This is a genomic window from Sulfitobacter sp. G21635-S1 (assembly GCF_027213915.1).
Classification (GTDB): Bacteria; Pseudomonadota; Alphaproteobacteria; order Rhodobacterales; family Rhodobacteraceae; genus Sulfitobacter.
Genome location: NZ_JAPWGV010000025.1, coordinates 76,028 through 93,436, shown reverse-complemented (window position 1 = coordinate 93,436; position 17,409 = coordinate 76,028). Strand labels below are relative to the sequence as shown.

The window sequence follows — 17,409 nt, the reverse complement described above, 5'->3', positions numbered from 1 at the left end:
GGCCCGGGCTGACACCCGGGCCAAGGCTTGTGGCTGGCGTCGTGGAAGAACGATTTCGTTGTTTCGGGGGGGGGGCGGGTGCAGGAATGTGCTTTTTCAGCAGCCTCAGGCCCGCCAGAGATGGCGGGCCTTTTCATGTCCGGTGCCGGGTCTCGTCCGGGGTCAGGCGGTTTCAACGCAGTGACGCCGGAACGCCCGTTTCAGCATGTCCAGCTCTGCCCGCAGCAGATCCATTTCAGCCCGAATGTCGTCGCCCAGGATTTCACCGGCCATCACCGTGATATGACCCAGCTCTGTTTGGGTTGCGGCGTCCTGGATCAACAGGGTCTGCACCCCGTCCGCTATCGCCTCTGGCGGGATGATGACGGACAGCAGCCAATGGTCCGCCTTCTCGTTGTGCACCAGTTCCACCCCTTCGACAGGTTGATTCTGATGGGTGACCTTGATTTTCGGCATGTCATCGCCCGCACCGGTGATCACCCCCTGCCAGACCCCTTGCTTCATCTTCGTCTTGGTCAGTTCCAACGTGGACATCGCTATCCTCCTTACAAATGGGCGCGGGGGCGGCGCGAGAAGGTGAGGTCACGCAGGATCACCTGGTTCATCTGCGGCCCTTCAAAGATGACGTCGATCCAGGCCCGGTCCACCCGCTTTTCATTCAGGTTGGAATAGGCCAGGTCGAATTCGACGCGGTGGTTTTCCTCGTCCAGCGGCAATTCGCGAACGATCTGTTCGGTGTTCGGCCCGTGGCGGATGTTGAGCCGCGCAAAGATCTCCAGCGGTTTCTCAAGCTCCACGATGGCATCCATGCGCAGCAGGTGGGTTCGCTTCAGGCCAGTCACCCCCGCCTCCGGCAGGTCGATGACCAGCGACAGGAAGGAACCATCGAATTTGAAAACATCCAGCCGCAACCCATAGGGAGCCAGGTCCTCTTCGCGCAGGTTGCGCAGCTGGCGCAGGGTCAGTTCGGAATATTCGCAATCGTGAAACAGCGTCACCTCGTTGCCCAGCAGGCTCTTGGTCTGTACGGAACTGATCCCGGGGGTGGGCAAGGGCCCGCGCCAGAGTTCAGGCCGCCACGCCCAGTCCGCGTTATGCGGCTTGGGAAAGCTGGTGGAACCGATCATGGGCAGGGCCAGCCGCTCATCAGCGGTGTGGATCAGCTTGTCGAGGTGGGATTTGAGCATCCTTGCCCGGTTCCGCTGACGGCGCAGCAGCGGCAGTTCGGCCGTATCGGCCAGGCGCGCAGCGCGCGCCCAGCGCCGGATATTGCGCGAGAACACTTTCCCATCCAGAAAACTGAAGCCGAGTTTGGACATCTGCAAGAAGCCTTTTGTTTTCCGTATCCTATCCAGACCGGAGGTTTCATTCAAATGAATAGGCCAGGGTCGGGGATGGATAAAGTCGACTGTTGCCGATTGGGAAACAATCCCGCTCAGTTCACGCTGCGTGTCCGGTTGAGCATCGCTTCGATGATGCTGCGGCCCTCTTCTTGCACTTCCGCATCGCCCCTGGGCCCGTAAAGCGCCACGCCCATGAACTGTCCGTTCACCAGGGCGGTCGCGCGCCAGTGCCTGCCGTCCAGCTCGTCGGTGGGGGCCGGCCCGTTGGCCCGAAAGATCTGGGTATTTTCGTCACCCGTGGGGGCGGAAACCTCGGTCAGGCCCAATGCCGCACCGGTGACATTCGGATCGGGCAGGGTCGTGCCGGGGGCCACCTTGGACAGGCTGACCGTCATCACGCCCAGCGGAGCCGCCGCAGCGGCGGCAGGTGCGCCCAGCCGGTCGCACCGCGCCATCAGGGCAAAACGCTGCTTCAGGCTCGCACTGTCGATGCAGAACCCGGAAGGCGCCACAAGCGTGACAGCCCCCCCGGCCATATCCGCCCGCGACAGGGGTTTGGGTTCCGACCCCAGGGTGCCTGCGAAAAAACCCGCACCCTGTCCGCCTTCGCAGGCAGACAGGGCAATCAGCGAGATCGCGGCCAGTGGTGCCTTAAAGATCCATGTAATCATGGGTTTCCGCCTTGGCACCCGGATGGGTGACGGCGCCCAGATAGGTCGGCCCGACCAGTTGCGCATATTTCCACAGCGCGCCAGAGGCATAGTTCGTGGGCCGCGCGCCTTTCCATTCGGATTTGCGCTTGGCCAGCTCCTCGTCGGTCAGATCGACGGTGATCGACCCCTCGATGGCATTGAGCGTGATCATATCGCCGTTCTTCAGCAATGCGATCGGCCCGCCGTGCGCCGCCTCCGGTCCGACGTGGCCCACGCAGAACCCGCGTGTCGCGCCGGAAAAACGGCCATCGGTGATCAAGGCAACCTTCTTGCCCATGCCCTGACCGGAAAGCGCCGCCGTGGTCGCCAGCATTTCACGCATGCCCGGACCGCCCGCAGGGCCCTCGTTGCGGATCACAAAGACGTCGCCTTCGGAATAGGAACGGTTCTGCACCGCCTCGAATGCATCCTGTTCGCATTCGAACACCAGTGCGGGGCCGGTAAAGACGATATCGTCTTCGCTCATCCCGGCGATCTTCACGATGGCACCCTCGGGCGCGAGGTTGCCCTTCAGGCCCACGACCCCGCCGGTCTTGCTGATCGGGTTGGCAACGGAATGGATCACCTTGCCGTCCGCCTCACGCGTGACCTGGTCCAGCACTTCGCCCATGGAATAGCCGGTGGCGGTCATGCAATCGAGATGGATCAGCCCGGCCTTGCGCAGCTCGTTCATCACGACCGGCACGCCGCCCGCCTCGTAAAGGTCCTTGGCGACATATGCCCCGCCCGGCTTCATATCGACGAAATAGGGGGTGTCGCGGAAAATATCGCAGACATCTTCAAGGAAAAAGTCGATGCCCGCCTCATGGGCCATCGCCGGCAGGTGCAGACCCGCGTTGGTGGACCCGCCGGTGCAGGCGACGATCCGCGCCGCGTTCTCGAACGCCTCACGGGTACAGATGTCACGGGCGCGGATGTTCTTTTCGATCAGGTGCATCACCGCAGCGCCCGATGCCTTGCCATATTCATCGCGGGATTCGTAAGGCGCGGGCATGCCCGAGGAGTTGGGCAGCGCAAGGCCGATCGCCTCTGACACGCAGGCCATGGTGTTGGCGGTGAACTGCCCGCCACAGGCCCCGGCAGAGGGGCAGGCAACCCGTTCAAGGATCTCAAGCTCGGCCTCGGTCATGGTGCCGTTCTGGAAATTGCCAACCGCCTCGAACATGTCCTGCACGGTCAGGTCCCGGTCCGCAAAGCTCTGCGGGACATCAGCGCCGCGCGGGGCCTTGCCCGGCAGGATCGACCCGCCATAAAGGAACACCGAAGGCACGTTCAGCCGGATCATCGCCATCATCATCCCGGGCAGGGATTTGTCGCAGCCCGCCAGACCCACGATGGCGTCATAGCAATGGCCGCGCATGGTCAGTTCCACGGTGTCGGCAATGGCCTCGCGGCTGGCCAGAGAGGACCGCATCCCCTCGTGCCCCATCGCGATACCGTCGGTCACGGTGATGGTGGTGAATTCGCGTGGCGTGCCCTGCTCGGCCTTGACGCCCAGCTTGACCGCCTGCGCCTGCCGGTTCAGCGCGATGTTGCAGGGTGCGGCTTCGTTCCAGCAGGTGGCAACGCCGACCAGCGGCTGGTGAATCTCTTCGTCTGTCATGCCCATCGCATAGTAGTAGGACCGGTGCGGCGCGCGCGCGGGCCCTTCGGTCACATGGCGGCTGGGCAGTTTGGATTTGTCAAAGCGCTGGTTGCTGGACATCTGATGGCTCCCTCAAAGACATTGTGAACCGGAATAGTCGGGCAAGGACAGCGCTGCAAGTATCGAACGTCAGGCAGATTGCACGCAGATGCCCGGCACCTGCCCCGAAATCAACGGCCAACCCCCTTGCGCACAGGGCGCGGCAGGCCGCCGGGAAGCACCGCTTCGGCCCGTTCAGGTCAGCGGCCAGGTAAAACCGGCTTTTGCGTCACATCCCTGACCCGGCGCGCGGCGCTGCGTCCGAAGGATGGGCAGGGGCGAAGCGGGCGTTCGTGAAAAATGCAGCGAAGGTCCGGAAAGAGCCCGGAGTTACATGAGGCGTCAGCCGGGCCAGCGCCTGCCCGGGGTGGGCGATGCTGACCTTGGTTCATGCCACTTTATTTCTCAACCGTGATGAATCCTAACGAGGGAACAACTAGCCTCACCAAATCGCCTACCCGAGGGGCGGGCAGGCGATGGCCCGGCGCCTTCGGCTTGTTCCGGGCCTGGGTGCCAGTGACAGACGGCAGCAATGTCCCGCAAAGCGGCCCCTCGCGCAGCCCGCGTCGAAGGGCCGGTTTGGGCCAGAATTGTCTGGCATCCGGGTCAGTTTTGCTTGCCACGGATCGCTGACCGGCTTCAGAAAATCTGTATCCTCGAACAGCTTTGGCACTGCTGCGCCCCTTTCAGCACCCTTCACATTTTTCCGCCGTGACCTGGCAAGGGACATGCCGCCGCACATGCTCTCTCCACCCCTGCGTCAGATACCCACTGGCCGCAGCCCGCCGCGCGCGGTAGTAACGCCATGCGCAAGAAGGGGAGCACATCCATGTCCGGCACATTTGGCAAAGGCCACCACCTGCATCTGATCGACGGCTCGGCCTTCATCTTTCGCGCCTATCACGCGCTGCCACCGCTGACGCGCAAATCCGACGGGCTGCCCATCGGCGCGGTCTCGGGTTTTTGCAACATGATCTACAAGATGGTCGAGGACAACACGGGCCCCGACGCACCGACTCATGTCGCCGTCATCTTTGACAAGGGCAGCCACACCTTCCGCAACGACATGTATGACCTCTACAAGGCGAACCGCGAGGCGATGCCGGAAGACCTGCGCCCCCAGATCCCCCTGACCCGCAAGGCGACAGAGGCCTTCAACATCGCCTGCAAGGAGCTGGAAGGATACGAGGCCGACGACATCATCGCGACCCTTGCGGTGCAGGCCCGCAAGGCAGGCGGGCGTTGCACCATCATCAGCTCCGACAAGGACCTGATGCAGCTTGTCGGGGAAGGCGTCGAAATGCTGGACGCGATGAAGAACAACCGCATCGACCGCGAGGGCGTGTTCGAGAAATTCGGCGTCTACCCCGACCGCGTGGTGGATGTGCAGGCGCTGGCAGGTGACAGCGTCGACAACGTGCCCGGCGCCCCCGGCATCGGGATCAAGACGGCAGCCCTGCTGATCAATGAATACGGCGATCTGGATGCCCTGCTGGAACGCGCGGAAGAGATCAAGCAACCCAAGCGCCGCCAGACCCTGATCGACCACGCCGACCAGATCCGGCTCAGCCGCAAACTGGTCCAGCTGGACGAGAACACACCGCTGGATTTCACCCTGGACGACCTCGAAGTCCGCGAACCGGACGCGGAAACCCTGATCGGCTTTCTGGCCGAAATGGAATTCCGCACCCTGACCAAGCGCGTGGCCGAGAAAATGGGCGCGGAAATGCCCGCCATCGAGGACACCCCCACCCTGCCCGACACACCGCAGATGGATGACATCCCCTTTGACGCCGACAAATACGAACAGGTCGGCGATGCGGAAGCGCTGCAAAGGTGGATCGACGCGATCTACGAGGCCGGCCATGTGGCCATCGACACCGAAACCACCGGGCTGAACGAAATGACCGCCGAGCTTGTCGGCATCTCTCTGGCGGTCGAACCCGGCAAGGCCTGCTACATCCCGCTGATCCACAAGGCGAACCGGGGCAATGACCTCTTCGGCTCCGACGACCTGGCAGAGGGACAGATGGCCCTGAACACCTGCCTCGACATGCTCAAACCCGTGCTGGAGGATCCGAGCATCCTCAAGATCGGGCAGAACATGAAATACGACGCCAAGATCTTTGCCCAGATCGGCATCACCGTGGCCCCGATAGACGACACCATGCTGATGTCCTACGCCCAGCACGCGGGCCTGCACGGACATGGCATGGACACGCTGTCGGAACGCTACCTGAACCACACGCCGATCCCGATCAAACCGCTGCTTGGCTCCGGCAAATCCGCCGTGACCTTCGACAAGGTCCCGCTGGAGGACGCGGTAAAATACGCCGCCGAAGACGCCGACATCACCCTGCGCCTGTGGCAACTGTTGAAACCACAACTGCACGCCGCGCAGGTGACTAAGGTCTATGAAACCCTCGAACGCCCCCTGGTCCCGGTCCTCGCCGCCATGGAACGCTCCGGCATCAAGGTCGACCGCGACACGCTCTCGCGCATGTCCAACGCCTTTGCCCAGAAAATGGCCGGGCTGGAGGATGAAATCTACGAACTGGCTGGCCGCAAGTTCAACGTCGGCTCCCCCGCGCAGGTGGGCGAAGTGCTGTTCGAGGACATGGGCCTGGAGGGCGGCAAGAAAGGCGCTAACGGCAAATATTCCACCGGCGCCGACATCCTCGAAGACCTGGCCACCGAACACGACTTCCCCCGCCGCATCCTCGACTGGCGGCAATTGTCGAAACTGAAATCCACCTATACCGACGCCCTGCAGGACCACATCAATCCTGACACCGGGCGCGTCCATACCTCCTATTCCATTGCCGGGGCCTCCACCGGGCGGCTGGCCTCCACAGATCCGAACCTGCAGAACATCCCGATCCGCTCCGAAGAGGGCCGCCGCATCCGCGAGGCCTTTGTCGCCGAAGAGGGCAAGACGCTGGTCGCCCTCGACTATTCACAGATCGAACTGCGCATCCTGGCCCATATCGCCGATATTCCCGAACTCAAACAGGCCTTTGCCGAGGGCATCGACATCCACGCGCTCACCGCGTCGGAAATGTTCAACGTGCCGCTGGAGGAGATGACCCCCGACATCCGCCGCCAGGCCAAGGCGATCAACTTCGGGGTGATCTACGGCATCTCCGGCTTCGGCCTCGCCCGCAACCTGCGCATCCCGCGGGCCGAGGCGCAGGGCTTCATCGACCGCTATTTCGAACGCTTCCCCGGCATCCGCACCTATATGGACGACACCAAGGCCTTTGCCAAAGAGCACGGCTATGTCCAGACCCTGTTCGGCCGCAAGATCCACACGCCGGAGATCGCCAGCAAAGGCCCCCGCGCGGGCTTTGCCGCCCGCGCCGCGATCAACGCGCCGATCCAGGGCACCGCCGCCGACGTCATCCGCCGCGCCATGATCCGCATGCCCGAGGCCATCGCCGACCTGCCCGCAACCATGCTGCTGCAGGTCCATGACGAATTGCTGTTCGAGGTGGACAAGGGGGCCGAAGACGCTCTGATCACCACCGCCCGGGAGGTCATGGAAAACGCCAACGACCCGGTGGTGAAACTGGACGTGAAACTGACAGTGGACGCCGGGCAGGGCAGCAACTGGGCGGAGGCGCATTAGGGGGTGTCGGCCTCGTGAGGATGGTGAGTTAGGCATTTGAGCAGGCGTCCCTGCTTGGCGCAACGCATGACAGGTCGCAGGACTTGTCAGACGTTTGTACTCACCGGAGCATCCGACGACGCGCTGATGCGAAGGGCGGGATGCGGAAGTTTGCTGTGATTTGCATAGAAGTCTGATATGGGGACTTTGTTGCCGTCGGCGCGGCGCCTACCCGCAAATGCCTCGCCCGGCGCAAGCCGGGCATCGCCCGACCTCCCCCAGGAGGGCGATTTTGCACGCTCTGCCAAGCCATAACCCTGTCTGCGGGTTGCGACGCTACACAGCTCACATTTGTTTGGAACGCCCTCCAGGTCGGGCGATACCCGGCTTGCGCCTCACGACACGTTGGCCGTGTTCCGGCCATTTGCCACGCAAGGGACACATGCCCGCTCCGGGCCGAAAACATCGGGCCACGCATGATCAGACACCGCCACGTCCCGCTTCTTGCGGATAACGGTCATCCGCGCTTAGCGCAGAAAACACCCCCTCGCTACCCTTTTTCACTTCCCCATTAACCACCCCTTAACGCAACACCCTCCCGTGTACGGCCAGTGCACAGGTTGTGCGCCGGTTCGTCCTTCAAAATAACGATGTTAACCTTGTTCAGTCCTGGCGGACCAGTTTGGACACCAGGCGGCGGGTCAGCGGGGCGACCAGCAGGACCGCGGGAAAGGCGATGGCCCAGCTTGTCGTCCAGGCCCCCATCCACAGCGCAAAGACCCCCGCGCCCAGCCCCGTCGCCCGCAGGGTGGCGATGCCCGAGACCATGCAGGACATCAGCCCCGACAGGATCAGGCCAAAGAGGATCGGGGCATAGCGGGCGGGGATCATGGGCTTTTCATCCGGTTCTGGGTCTCGGTCACGGGGCCGGCGGGGTGGTCACCCCCGCTGACATAACCGCGATGCCCGCCTGCCTCAAGCCGGCCGGATAATCCCTTGAAATCAACGCTGCCGCCGCTGTTCCGGCGGGGTCACGCGCCCTGCGGCAGCTCGTCCGAGGGGATCATGCCGAAGAAGCTGCCGCCAGACCACAGGCCGAACCAGCCCTCGTGATGCTCCCCGATCTCGACCATGCGGTAAAAGCTCTTGCGGTCGATCAGCGCCTCCAGGTTGCGGCGGATCAGGATATAGGGGGCGGGCTCCCCCGTGTCATCAACCCGCGCCACCCGGATCGGGTGATCCGCGCCCGCGACGGCGCAGTCCTCCACATTGGTGACAAAGCGTAAGGTCTGGTCGCGCCCCTGCCCTTCCACCTCGAAATCCACCGCGATGAAGGGCGCATCCTCGACCGTGATGCCCACTTTCTCCACCGGCGTGACCAGGAAGTAATCCTCCCCCTCCCGCCACAGAATCGATGCAAAAAGTTTGACCAGTCCGGGCCGCGCAATCGGCGTTCCTTCGTAAAACCAGGTCCCGTCCCGCCGGATCTGCATGTCGATGTCCCCGCTGAACGGCGGGTTCCATTTTTCCAGCGGCGGCAATCCGCGTGATTTTGCGGCGTTTACAGAGGCTGCGAGGCTTTCCGCCGAGGGGGTAACGCTTTTTTGTCCACTCATTGCTTTTGCCATTCCCGGTTTGAGAGATACAGTACAACCAACGGATATAACCCAAGGGACGCGTTTGTCATGAGTGATGCAGAAGACATGGTCGCCGAGATCGAGACGCTGGGCGTCAAGCTGGCCGAGGCGAAGCAGTCGATCACCCGCCGTTTCATCGGGCAGGAGCGGGTTGTCGAACTGACGCTCACCGCGCTTTTGTGCGGCGGCCACGGGCTGTTGATCGGCCTGCCGGGTCTGGGCAAGACACGTCTGGTGGAAACCCTAAGCACGGTGATGGGCCTTGATGGCAACCGGGTTCAGTTCACCCCCGACCTGATGCCCGCCGACATCCTTGGTTCCGAGGTGCTGGACACCGCCGAGGACGGCTCGCGCCGGTTCCGCTTCATCGAGGGGCCGGTGTTCTGCCAGTTGCTGATGGCGGACGAGATCAACCGCGCCAGCCCGCGCACCCAGTCTGCCCTGCTGCAGGCGATGCAGGAAAAGACCGTGACAGTCGCGGGGCAAAGCCGTGCGCTGGGTGTGCCGTTCCACGTTCTGGCCACCCAGAACCCGATCGAGCAGGAAGGCACCTATCCCCTGCCAGAGGCGCAGCTGGACCGTTTTCTTGTCCAGATCGACGTGGCCTATCCGGACCGCGATACGGAACGCGATATCCTGCTGGCCACCACCGGCGAGACGGAGGAGCAGTCCAGCCAGGTCTTTACCACGGGCGAGCTTCTGGCGGCGCAACGTCTGCTGCGGCGCATGCCTGTCGGGGAATCGGTGGTCGAGATGATCCTCGATCTGGTCCGCGCCTTCCGCCCGGAAGAGGAAGGTGCCAGCGCCCGTGTGCGCGAATCCGTTGCCTGGGGCCCCGGCCCGCGCGCGGCGCAATCGCTGATGCTGGCGGTGCGGGCGCGCGCCTTGTTGCAGGGGCGTCTGGCTCCCTCCGCCGAAGATGTGATCGACATGGCGCGCCCGGTGCTGAGCCACCGGATGGCGCTGAACTTTGCCGCGCGGGCGCGGGGTGACAGCCTTCAGGACCTGATCGAGGAAACAGCCGCCAGCCTTTCCGGGACCAAGGCGGCGGCGTGACCGACCCCATTGCCCCTGGCGGTTACACCCCCGCGACCCTTCGCACCGAGGGGGAGGAGGAGGCAGCCCGCCTGCCCGCCCTGCTGGCGCGTGCCGAACATCTGGCGGGAGCCGTGCTGCTGGGTGCGCATGGCCGCAGGCGCGCGGGCGTCGGCGATGATTTCTGGCAGTACCGTCCGGCCCAGATTGGCGACAGCCGCCGCATGATCGACCACCGCCGCAGCGCCATGGGCGATCATGAATTCGTGCGCGAACGGGAATGGCAAATTGCCCAGTCGGTGATGCTCTGGCTCGACCAGGGTGCATCCATGCGGTTTTCCAGCGATTCCAGGTTGCCGCAGAAATCCGACCGCGTCCGCCTGCTGGGCCTGGCGCTGGCGATCCTGCTGCTGCGGGGCGGCGAACGGGTCGGCCTGACCGGCACCCGCCTGCCGCCGCGTTGCGGCAACCCGCAGTTGCTGCGGCTGGCCGAGGTGTTCTGCCAGGATGACAAAGCCGATTACAGCCCGCCGGAGCACCGGGCGATGATCCCCCATGCGCGGGCGGTCTTTATCTCGGATTTCATGGGCGACATGAGCGGCGTGAAACTGGCCCTGACCAAGGCGGCGGACCGGGGCGTTCGCGGCGTGTTGTACCATGTGCTTGATCCCTCCGAAGAGGCATTTCCCTTCCGGGGACGCACGATTTTCGAAAGCGTGGGCGGAACCCTCAGGCATGAGACGCTCAAGGCGAACGACCTGCGCGACCGCTATCTGGAGCGGCTCGCCACCCGCAAGGCAGAGCTGCAATCGCTCTGTGCGGTGACCGGCTGGCGCTATGGGTTGCATCACACGGATGCCTCCGCGCAAGCGGCGCTGCTGTGGCTTTATGCGGCGCTGGATGCGCGTGCGGGGGTGGCGGCATGACGGTATTGGGCGGCATCGGTTTCACGGCACCCTGGCTGCTGATCGCTCTGGCGGCCCTGCCGATCCTCTGGCTGATCCTGCGCGCGGTGCCGCCTGCGCCGATCCGGCGGCGCTTTCCGGGTGTGGCGCTGCTGCTGGGTCTCAAGGACGACGAAAGCGTCTCTGACCGCACACCCTGGTGGCTGCTGCTGCTGCGGATGCTGGCGGTTGCGGCGATCATTCTGGGCCTTGCCGGTCCGGTGCTGAACCCGCAGGAGGATCAGGCGCAGGGCAACGGTCCGCTGCTGATCGTGCTGGATGGCACATGGGCGGGGGCAACCCGCTGGGCCGAACAGATGCAGGCTGTCGAAGCGCAGCTTGCCCGTGCCGCACGGGCCAATCGCACGGTGGCTGTGCTGGCGCTGACCCGCCCGGAGGAACCGCTGTTCCAGGCTGCCGATGTATGGCGCAGCCGACTGGCGGGGTTCACCCCCGCGCCATGGCAACCCTCCTCCGCCGATGTTGCGCGGGCCACGGCAATCGTCGATCAGATGGCGGCGTTCGATACGCTCTGGTTCAGCGACGCGCTGGATTATGAAGGCCGGGAAGAGATGCTGGAGACGCTTCAGGCGCAAGGCGACGTGGAGGTCTACCAGACCGCGGCAAATGTGCTTGCCATCAGCCCCGCCACCTATGCCGACAGCGTGATCAATCTTCAGGTTGTCCGTGCCGCGCCCGGTCCCGCCCGCGAGGTCACCATCCAGGCAGAGGGGCGCGACCCCGCCGGGAACGCGCGCATCCTTGCAACGGCAAACGGGTCATTTGCCGAGGGCGAGACCCTGGGCACGGCCGAGCTTTCCCTGCCTGCCGAGATGCGGGGACGTATCACCGGGTTTGTGATCGCGGGACAACGCTCCGCCGGTGCGGTGACGCTGGTGGACGATGCCCTGCGGCGGCGCGAGGTGGCGCTGATCGGCGGGCGTGGCGACCGCGAGGCGCTGCAGCTTCTGTCACCCCTGCATTACATCGAACAGGCGCTTGCCCCCACCGCCGACCTGATCGACGGGTCGATCGCCGATGTGCTGCCCGCCAACCCCGATGTGATCGTGCTGGCCGATATCGCCACCCTGTCGGAGGCCGAGGCGGCGCCCCTGACCGAATGGATCGAGAACGGCGGCATGCTTGTCCGTTTTGCCGGCCCCCGCATCGCGGCAAGCGATGTCAGCCGCATCGACGAAGACCCGCTGATGCCGGTGCGCCTGCGGGCAGGCGGGCGCAGCGTGGGCGGCGCGATGAGCTGGGGCGAGCCCAAATCGCTGGCCCCGTTCCGCGATACATCGCCCTTCTTTGGCCTGCCGGTGCCGGACGACGTGACAGTTACCGCCCAGGTCGTCGCGCAACCCGATCCGACCCTTGCCGACCGGGTCATCGCCTCGCTCAGCGACGGCACGCCGCTGGTCACCCGCAAGACCGTGGGCCAGGGGCAGATCGTGCTGTTCCATGTCACTGCCACGGCAGAATGGTCCACCCTGCCGTTGTCGGGTCTCTTCGTCCAGATGATGGAACGGCTCGCGGTGTCCTCCGCTGCGGCACAGCCCGATGCGGGCGATCTCAGCGGGACCACCTGGACGCCGCTGCGGATCATGGACGGCTATGGCACCCTGTCCGATGCGGGCACGTTGCCGGGTGTGGACGGGGCCGATCTGGCCAGCGCCCCTGCCGGGCCGGCCCTGCGCCCGGGCATCTACGCCAATGCAGACCGCAGGCTGGCCCGTAACGTGTTCACCGCCGACAGCAGGCTGATCCCGGCCAGCTGGCCCGCCGACGTGCCCCTGCGTGGCCTTGCCGTCCCGCCGGAACAACCGGTGGCAGGCTGGTTGCTGAGCCTCGCCATCCTGTTGCTGCTGGCGGATGTGGTGGCATCGCTGGCCCTGTCCGGGCGCCTGCTGGGCCGCCGTGGCACAACAGTGATCGGCGCATTGGTGCTTGCGATCTGCCTGCCACACGGCCCGGCGGATGCGCAATCAGCCGAGGCGGATGCATTTGCCCTTGCCGCCACGGTCGAGGTGTCGCTGGCCCATGTGATCACCGGCGACGCGGAGGTGGATGAAATCGCCGCCGCCGGTCTGCAGGGGCTTTCCGACGTCTTGTTCTTTCGCACATCGGTCGAACCGGCACCGCCCACGGCGGTCAACCTGGAAACCGACGAACTGGCGTTCTTTCCGATCCTGTACTGGCCGATCACGCCCAATCAACCGCGCCCCTCCGCCGAAGCCTATTCCAGGCTGAACACCTATCTGCGGTCCGGCGGCATGATCCTGTTCGACACGCGGGACGCGGATATCGCGGGGCTGAGCGGCACCAGCCAGAATGGCCGCAAGCTGCAGGACCTTGCCGCGCTGCTGGACATTCCGCCGCTGGAACCGCTGCCCGCCGATCACGTGCTGACACGCACATTCTACCTGCTGCAGGACTTTCCGGGCCGCTACAACAGCCGCGATGTCTGGGTAGAGGCTTCACCGCCCGATGCAGAGCAGATCGAGGGGATGCCGTTCCGCAATCTCAACGACGGTGTCACGCCGGTGGTGATCGGCGGCAACGACTGGGCTGCGGCCTGGGCGGTGCGCAGCGACGGTGCGCCGCTGCTGCCGATCGGGCGGGGATATGCCGGTGAACGGCAAAGGGAGCTTGCCAACCGGTTTGGCGTGAACCTGATCATGCATGTACTGACCGGGAATTATAAGTCGGACCAGGTCCATGTGCCTGCCCTGCTGGATCGGCTTGGCCAATGACCGCAACTGTCGTCTTTGATCCCCTTGTGCCCATGGCGCTGCTGCTGGTGGTGGCCATCATCGCCGCGCTTTCGATCATCCTTGCGATCCTGCGGGGGCTCAATGGCTGGGGCCTGCGGGCCGGCGCGGCGCTGGTGGTGCTCGGAGGGCTGGCAAACCCGTCCTACCAGCAGGAAGACCGCGCGCCGCTGACCGACATCGTCTTTCTGGTGGAGGATGAGAGCGCCAGCCAGACGCTGGGCACGCGCACCGCGCAATCCGATGCGGCGGCAGAGGCCCTCGCGGCGCAGATCACCGCCCGACCGAACACGGAACTGCGCCGCATTGCCATTCCCGATGGGGAGGGTGACGCAGGCACCGAACTGATGACCACCCTGTCAAACGCCATGGCGGAAGAACCGCGCGCGCGCATCGCGGGCATTCTTGCGATATCCGACGGGCGCATCCATGATGCCGATCTGCCCGTTGACCTGCCCGCGCCCCTGCACCTGCTGATGAGCGGTGAAGAGGCCGACTGGGACCGCCGCCTGACCGTCCGCAACGCCCCCGCCTTTGCCATCATCGGCGAACCGGTCACCCTGACGCTGCGCATCGGCGACCTTGGCGCCGCCCCTGCAGATGAACCTTTGGTGCAACTCGACATCTCCATCGACGGGGACCCGCCGCAAAGCTTCCGCGTCCCGGTGGGCGAGGATCTGGAGCTGCCGGTGACCCTGCCCCACGGCGGGCGCAACGTGATCCAGTTCACCCTGCCGGAAGCAGATGGCGAACTGACCGACCGCAACAACACCGCGCTGATCCAGATGAACGGTGTCCGCGACCGTTTGCGTGTGCTGCTGGTGTCGGGCGAGCCCCATCCCGGCGGGCGCACCTGGCGCAACCTGCTGAAATCGGACAGTTCCGTCGACCTGGTGCATTTCACCATTCTCAGACCCCCCGAAAAGCAGGACGGCGTGCCGGTCAACGAACTGTCGCTGATCGCCTTTCCGACCCGCGAATTGTTCATGGAAAAGATCGAGGACTTCGACCTGATCATCTTCGACCGCTACAAGCGCCGGGGCATCCTGCCTTCGCTCTACCTGGAGAATGTCGCGAACTATATCCGCAAGGGCGGTGCCGTGCTGGTCGCCGCAGGCCCGGACTTTGCCACCGCCGACAGCCTCTACCGCTCGCCTCTCGGGACGGTGCTGCCTGCCACGCCAACCACGGCGCGGGTGATCGAGGAACCCTATCTGCCCAAGGTCACCGAGATCGGCAAACGGCACCCGGTGACAGCCGATCTGCCGTCTTCCGGCGACTGGGGACGCTGGCTACGCCAGATCGACCTGACCCAGCCAAAGGGCAATGTGGTGATGCAGGGCGTCGACGACCGCCCGCTGCTGGTGCTGAACCGGGTCGAGGAGGGCCGCGTGGCCCTGCTGGCCTCGGATCACGCCTGGCTGTGGAGCCGGGGCTACGAGGGCGGTGGGCCGCAATTGGAACTGCTGCGGCGGCTGGCGCACTGGATGATGAAGGAACCCGAACTGGAGGAAGAGGCGCTGACCGCCACCGCCGAAGGCCAGACCATGCGCATCCGCCGCCGCACGCTGGAGGAAACAGTACCCCCGGTCACGGTCACCGCACCGGACGGCAGCACTGTCGAGCTCACCCTGGAGGAGGTCTCCCCCGGCATTTTCGAAACCGTCTTTCAGGGGCCGGAGATCGGGCTCTACCGGCTGGCGAACGGCGATCAGAACGCTGTCATCGGCCTTGGCCCCGCCGCGCCTCGCGAATTTGTCGAAACCATTGCCAGCGATGAAGTCATGCGCCCGCTGGTGGACAGCATGCGTGGCGGTGTGGCACGGCTGGAGGACGGGTTGCCCAAACTGCGCGACGTAAGGCAGGGACGGCCCGCCGCAGGACGGGGATGGCTGGGCCTGACCCCGCGCGATGCCTTCGAGACCCGCGATGTCACGCAAACGCCGCTGCTGCCGGGCTGGCTGGTTCTGGTGCTGTCGGTGCTGCTGATCACCGGGGCTTGGCTGCGCGAGGGGCGGCGCTGAGCTGACCGGCCCGTGTCAAAGCGGCTGCCGCTACAACGCGCGGACCAACAGCCCCCCGGCCAGGACAGTCACGGTCAGCCCTGCCATCACCTCAAGCGCCGCAGCGGTCTTAGCGAGGCGGGCAGAGCCGCTGATGCCTGCCAGCAGACCGCCACGCAGGCCACCCGCCGTCAGCCCGACAGCAATGGTGACAACCGCCGTACCCAGCGCCATCGCAAAGGCCCCGCCGATGCCCAGGCCGCCGATACCCATCTGCCAGGTGATCACCAGAACAAACAGGGCCCCGGTGCAGGGCCTGATCGCGATCCCGGCAATCAGACCGATGGCGGCGCGCAGCGAATGCACCTGCTGAACCTGTTCCAGTGTCGGACCATGGGCATGGCCACATTCATGACAGACACCGTGATCATGGCCTGCGCTATGATCGTGGTGGTGAGAGGTGCCCGATGGCCGGGCAAATACCTTGCGTGAACCGCGCAGGAACAGCCACAGGCCGATGGCGGTGATGGCCGCATAGCTGGCGGGGGCCATGATGTCTTCGGTCACGCCAACCAGGGCCTCGCGCCCGAGATCAAGGGCCAGAACACCGGTATAGACCAGCACGACAGCCGCCACGGCCTGCCCCAGTGACGCAAGCCCCGCGATCACCGAGAGGCGCAGCATCGGCACGTTGCTGCCCATCCCATAGCCGCCGATCAGCACCTTGCCGTGGCCCGGCCCCGCCGCATGGGCAAGCCCATAGGCGAAACAGGCCCCCAGCAAGGTCAGCACCGCGCCCTCATCCCCCGCCCGCGCCGCGCGCAGGGCACCGGCGATGGTGTTTTGAAAGGAGCGTTGCAATCCCGCAGCCCAAAGTGCGATCTGGTCAAAGCCGCCAATCGCCCAGAACGCCGCAAGCAGCACCAGAACCGCGACCGCGGCAAGGGTCAGGATGCGCCGCATGTGACAATCACCGTCGACGCCAGATCGGCCCCGATGTTGGGAAGTCCGGCCTCATCCGGGTCGGTTTCCGCATCCAGCGCGGCCAGCTCGTCGCGGACCGCCATAAGCCCCTTGTTCAGATCCGGCATCTTGACCCGGCTGCGGCAATTTTCGGTCCCCTCGATGGTGACGGGCAAAGTCACGTCATAGGCGGTGTAATAGGTCCGGTCGTAGGGTTTCACCTCAAAGGCCGCGCCTTCTGCCGATGCGCCTTCGATACTGCGGAAATGGGTCGTGACCACGCGGCCATGCGTCAGTCTGGCCGTATAATTCCGGGGCCCGGACAGGTGCAGCGGTTTCGTACCCTGCATGATCTCCAGATCTCCGTTGAAACCTTCGATCCATTGCATGTCGAATCCGGTCAGTGCGGCCTGTTCCGCCTCCGTCAGCTTGCCGTCGAAGTCCGCATCCAGCTCCATATCCTCGGTGACCAGCAAGGAATAGAATTCATCGTAGGCCCAGGTCACTTCGACCTCGGTCAGACGTCCCTCCGGGTCAAAATGAAAAGCAAGGCCGGTATCCACAAAGATATGTGGATGTGCCGTCAGCCCGGAGGCCGATACGCAGAAAAACAAGGTGGCCAGCAGTCGTTTCATCACCGCCAGTCCTAGCGCAAGCACCTGCGGCCAGCAATGGCGGGCAAATGGCTGTGGCACGATTTGGCCAAGCG

13 protein-coding genes are annotated in these 17,409 nt (G+C 64.7%); 5 read left to right on the top strand and 8 right to left on the bottom strand.

Annotated features, from left to right (window positions below; genetic code table 11):
* Positions 1–162: 162 nt before the first annotated feature.
* From O4H53_RS20915 to ilvD, 4 genes are all read right to left on the bottom strand, one after another.
* A complete protein-coding gene (locus O4H53_RS20915; protein WP_269366926.1) occupies positions 163–534 on the bottom strand; it encodes a hypothetical protein in 372 nt (123 codons plus the stop codon).
* Positions 535–545: 11 nt separating this feature from the next.
* Entirely contained in the window at positions 546–1,319 is a 774-nt protein-coding gene (locus O4H53_RS20910) for a DUF6478 family protein (RefSeq protein WP_269366925.1), read from the bottom strand.
* A 116-nt stretch (positions 1,320–1,435) separates the two neighbouring features.
* Entirely contained in the window at positions 1,436–2,014 is a 579-nt protein-coding gene (locus O4H53_RS20905; protein ID WP_269366924.1) for a hypothetical protein, read from the bottom strand.
* Positions 1,995–3,761 (bottom strand): dihydroxy-acid dehydratase, encoded by a 1,767-nt coding sequence (gene ilvD, locus O4H53_RS20900; protein ID WP_114274274.1) that lies wholly within the window; start codon positions 3,759–3,761, stop codon positions 1,995–1,997. Before ilvD ends, O4H53_RS20905 begins: the two co-directional genes overlap by 20 nt.
* A gap of 808 nt (positions 3,762–4,569) precedes the next feature.
* Here ilvD and polA point away from each other — a divergent pair.
* Positions 4,570–7,368, top strand: a complete 2,799-nt coding sequence (polA, locus tag O4H53_RS20895) for a DNA polymerase I (RefSeq protein ID WP_269366923.1) — start codon at positions 4,570–4,572, stop codon at positions 7,366–7,368.
* Between the two features lie 642 nt (positions 7,369–8,010).
* On the opposite strand, the gene O4H53_RS20890 is transcribed toward polA, so the two are convergent.
* A complete protein-coding gene (locus O4H53_RS20890) occupies positions 8,011–8,238 on the bottom strand; it encodes a DUF2798 domain-containing protein (protein WP_269366922.1) in 228 nt (75 codons plus the stop codon).
* A 140-nt stretch (positions 8,239–8,378) separates the two neighbouring features.
* Positions 8,379–8,963 (bottom strand): DUF1285 domain-containing protein, encoded by a 585-nt coding sequence (locus tag O4H53_RS20885; protein WP_269366921.1) that lies wholly within the window; start codon positions 8,961–8,963, stop codon positions 8,379–8,381.
* 69 nt (positions 8,964–9,032) lie between these two features.
* On the opposite strand from O4H53_RS20885, the gene O4H53_RS20880 reads away from it, so the two are divergent.
* The 4 genes from O4H53_RS20880 to O4H53_RS20865 are packed head-to-tail and all read left to right on the top strand — an operon-like array spanning position 9,033 to position 15,758.
* Positions 9,033–10,040, top strand: coding sequence for an AAA family ATPase (locus O4H53_RS20880; protein ID WP_269366920.1), 1,008 nt, complete (start codon positions 9,033–9,035; stop codon positions 10,038–10,040).
* On the top strand, positions 10,037–10,945 hold the full coding sequence (locus O4H53_RS20875; RefSeq protein WP_443069625.1) for a DUF58 domain-containing protein: 909 nt from the start codon (positions 10,037–10,039) through the stop codon (positions 10,943–10,945). The genes O4H53_RS20880 and O4H53_RS20875 overlap by 4 nt, the downstream gene beginning before the upstream one ends.
* Positions 10,942–13,716, top strand: coding sequence for a DUF4159 domain-containing protein (locus O4H53_RS20870; RefSeq protein ID WP_269366918.1), 2,775 nt, complete (start codon positions 10,942–10,944; stop codon positions 13,714–13,716). Before O4H53_RS20875 ends, O4H53_RS20870 begins: the two co-directional genes overlap by 4 nt.
* Positions 13,713–15,758 carry a hypothetical protein gene (locus O4H53_RS20865; RefSeq protein ID WP_269366916.1) on the top strand — a complete coding sequence of 682 codons (2,046 nt, stop codon included), beginning with the start codon at positions 13,713–13,715 and terminating at the stop codon, positions 15,756–15,758. Before O4H53_RS20870 ends, O4H53_RS20865 begins: the two co-directional genes overlap by 4 nt.
* A gap of 30 nt (positions 15,759–15,788) precedes the next feature.
* On the opposite strand, the gene O4H53_RS20860 is transcribed toward O4H53_RS20865, so the two are convergent.
* Complete coding sequence (locus O4H53_RS20860) at positions 15,789–16,700, bottom strand: nickel/cobalt transporter (protein ID WP_269366914.1); 912 nt, start codon at positions 16,698–16,700, stop codon at positions 15,789–15,791.
* Positions 16,685–17,335, bottom strand: a complete 651-nt coding sequence (locus tag O4H53_RS20855) for a DUF1007 family protein (protein WP_269366912.1) — start codon at positions 17,333–17,335, stop codon at positions 16,685–16,687. Before O4H53_RS20855 ends, O4H53_RS20860 begins: the two co-directional genes overlap by 16 nt.
* Positions 17,336–17,409 lie beyond the last annotated feature (74 nt).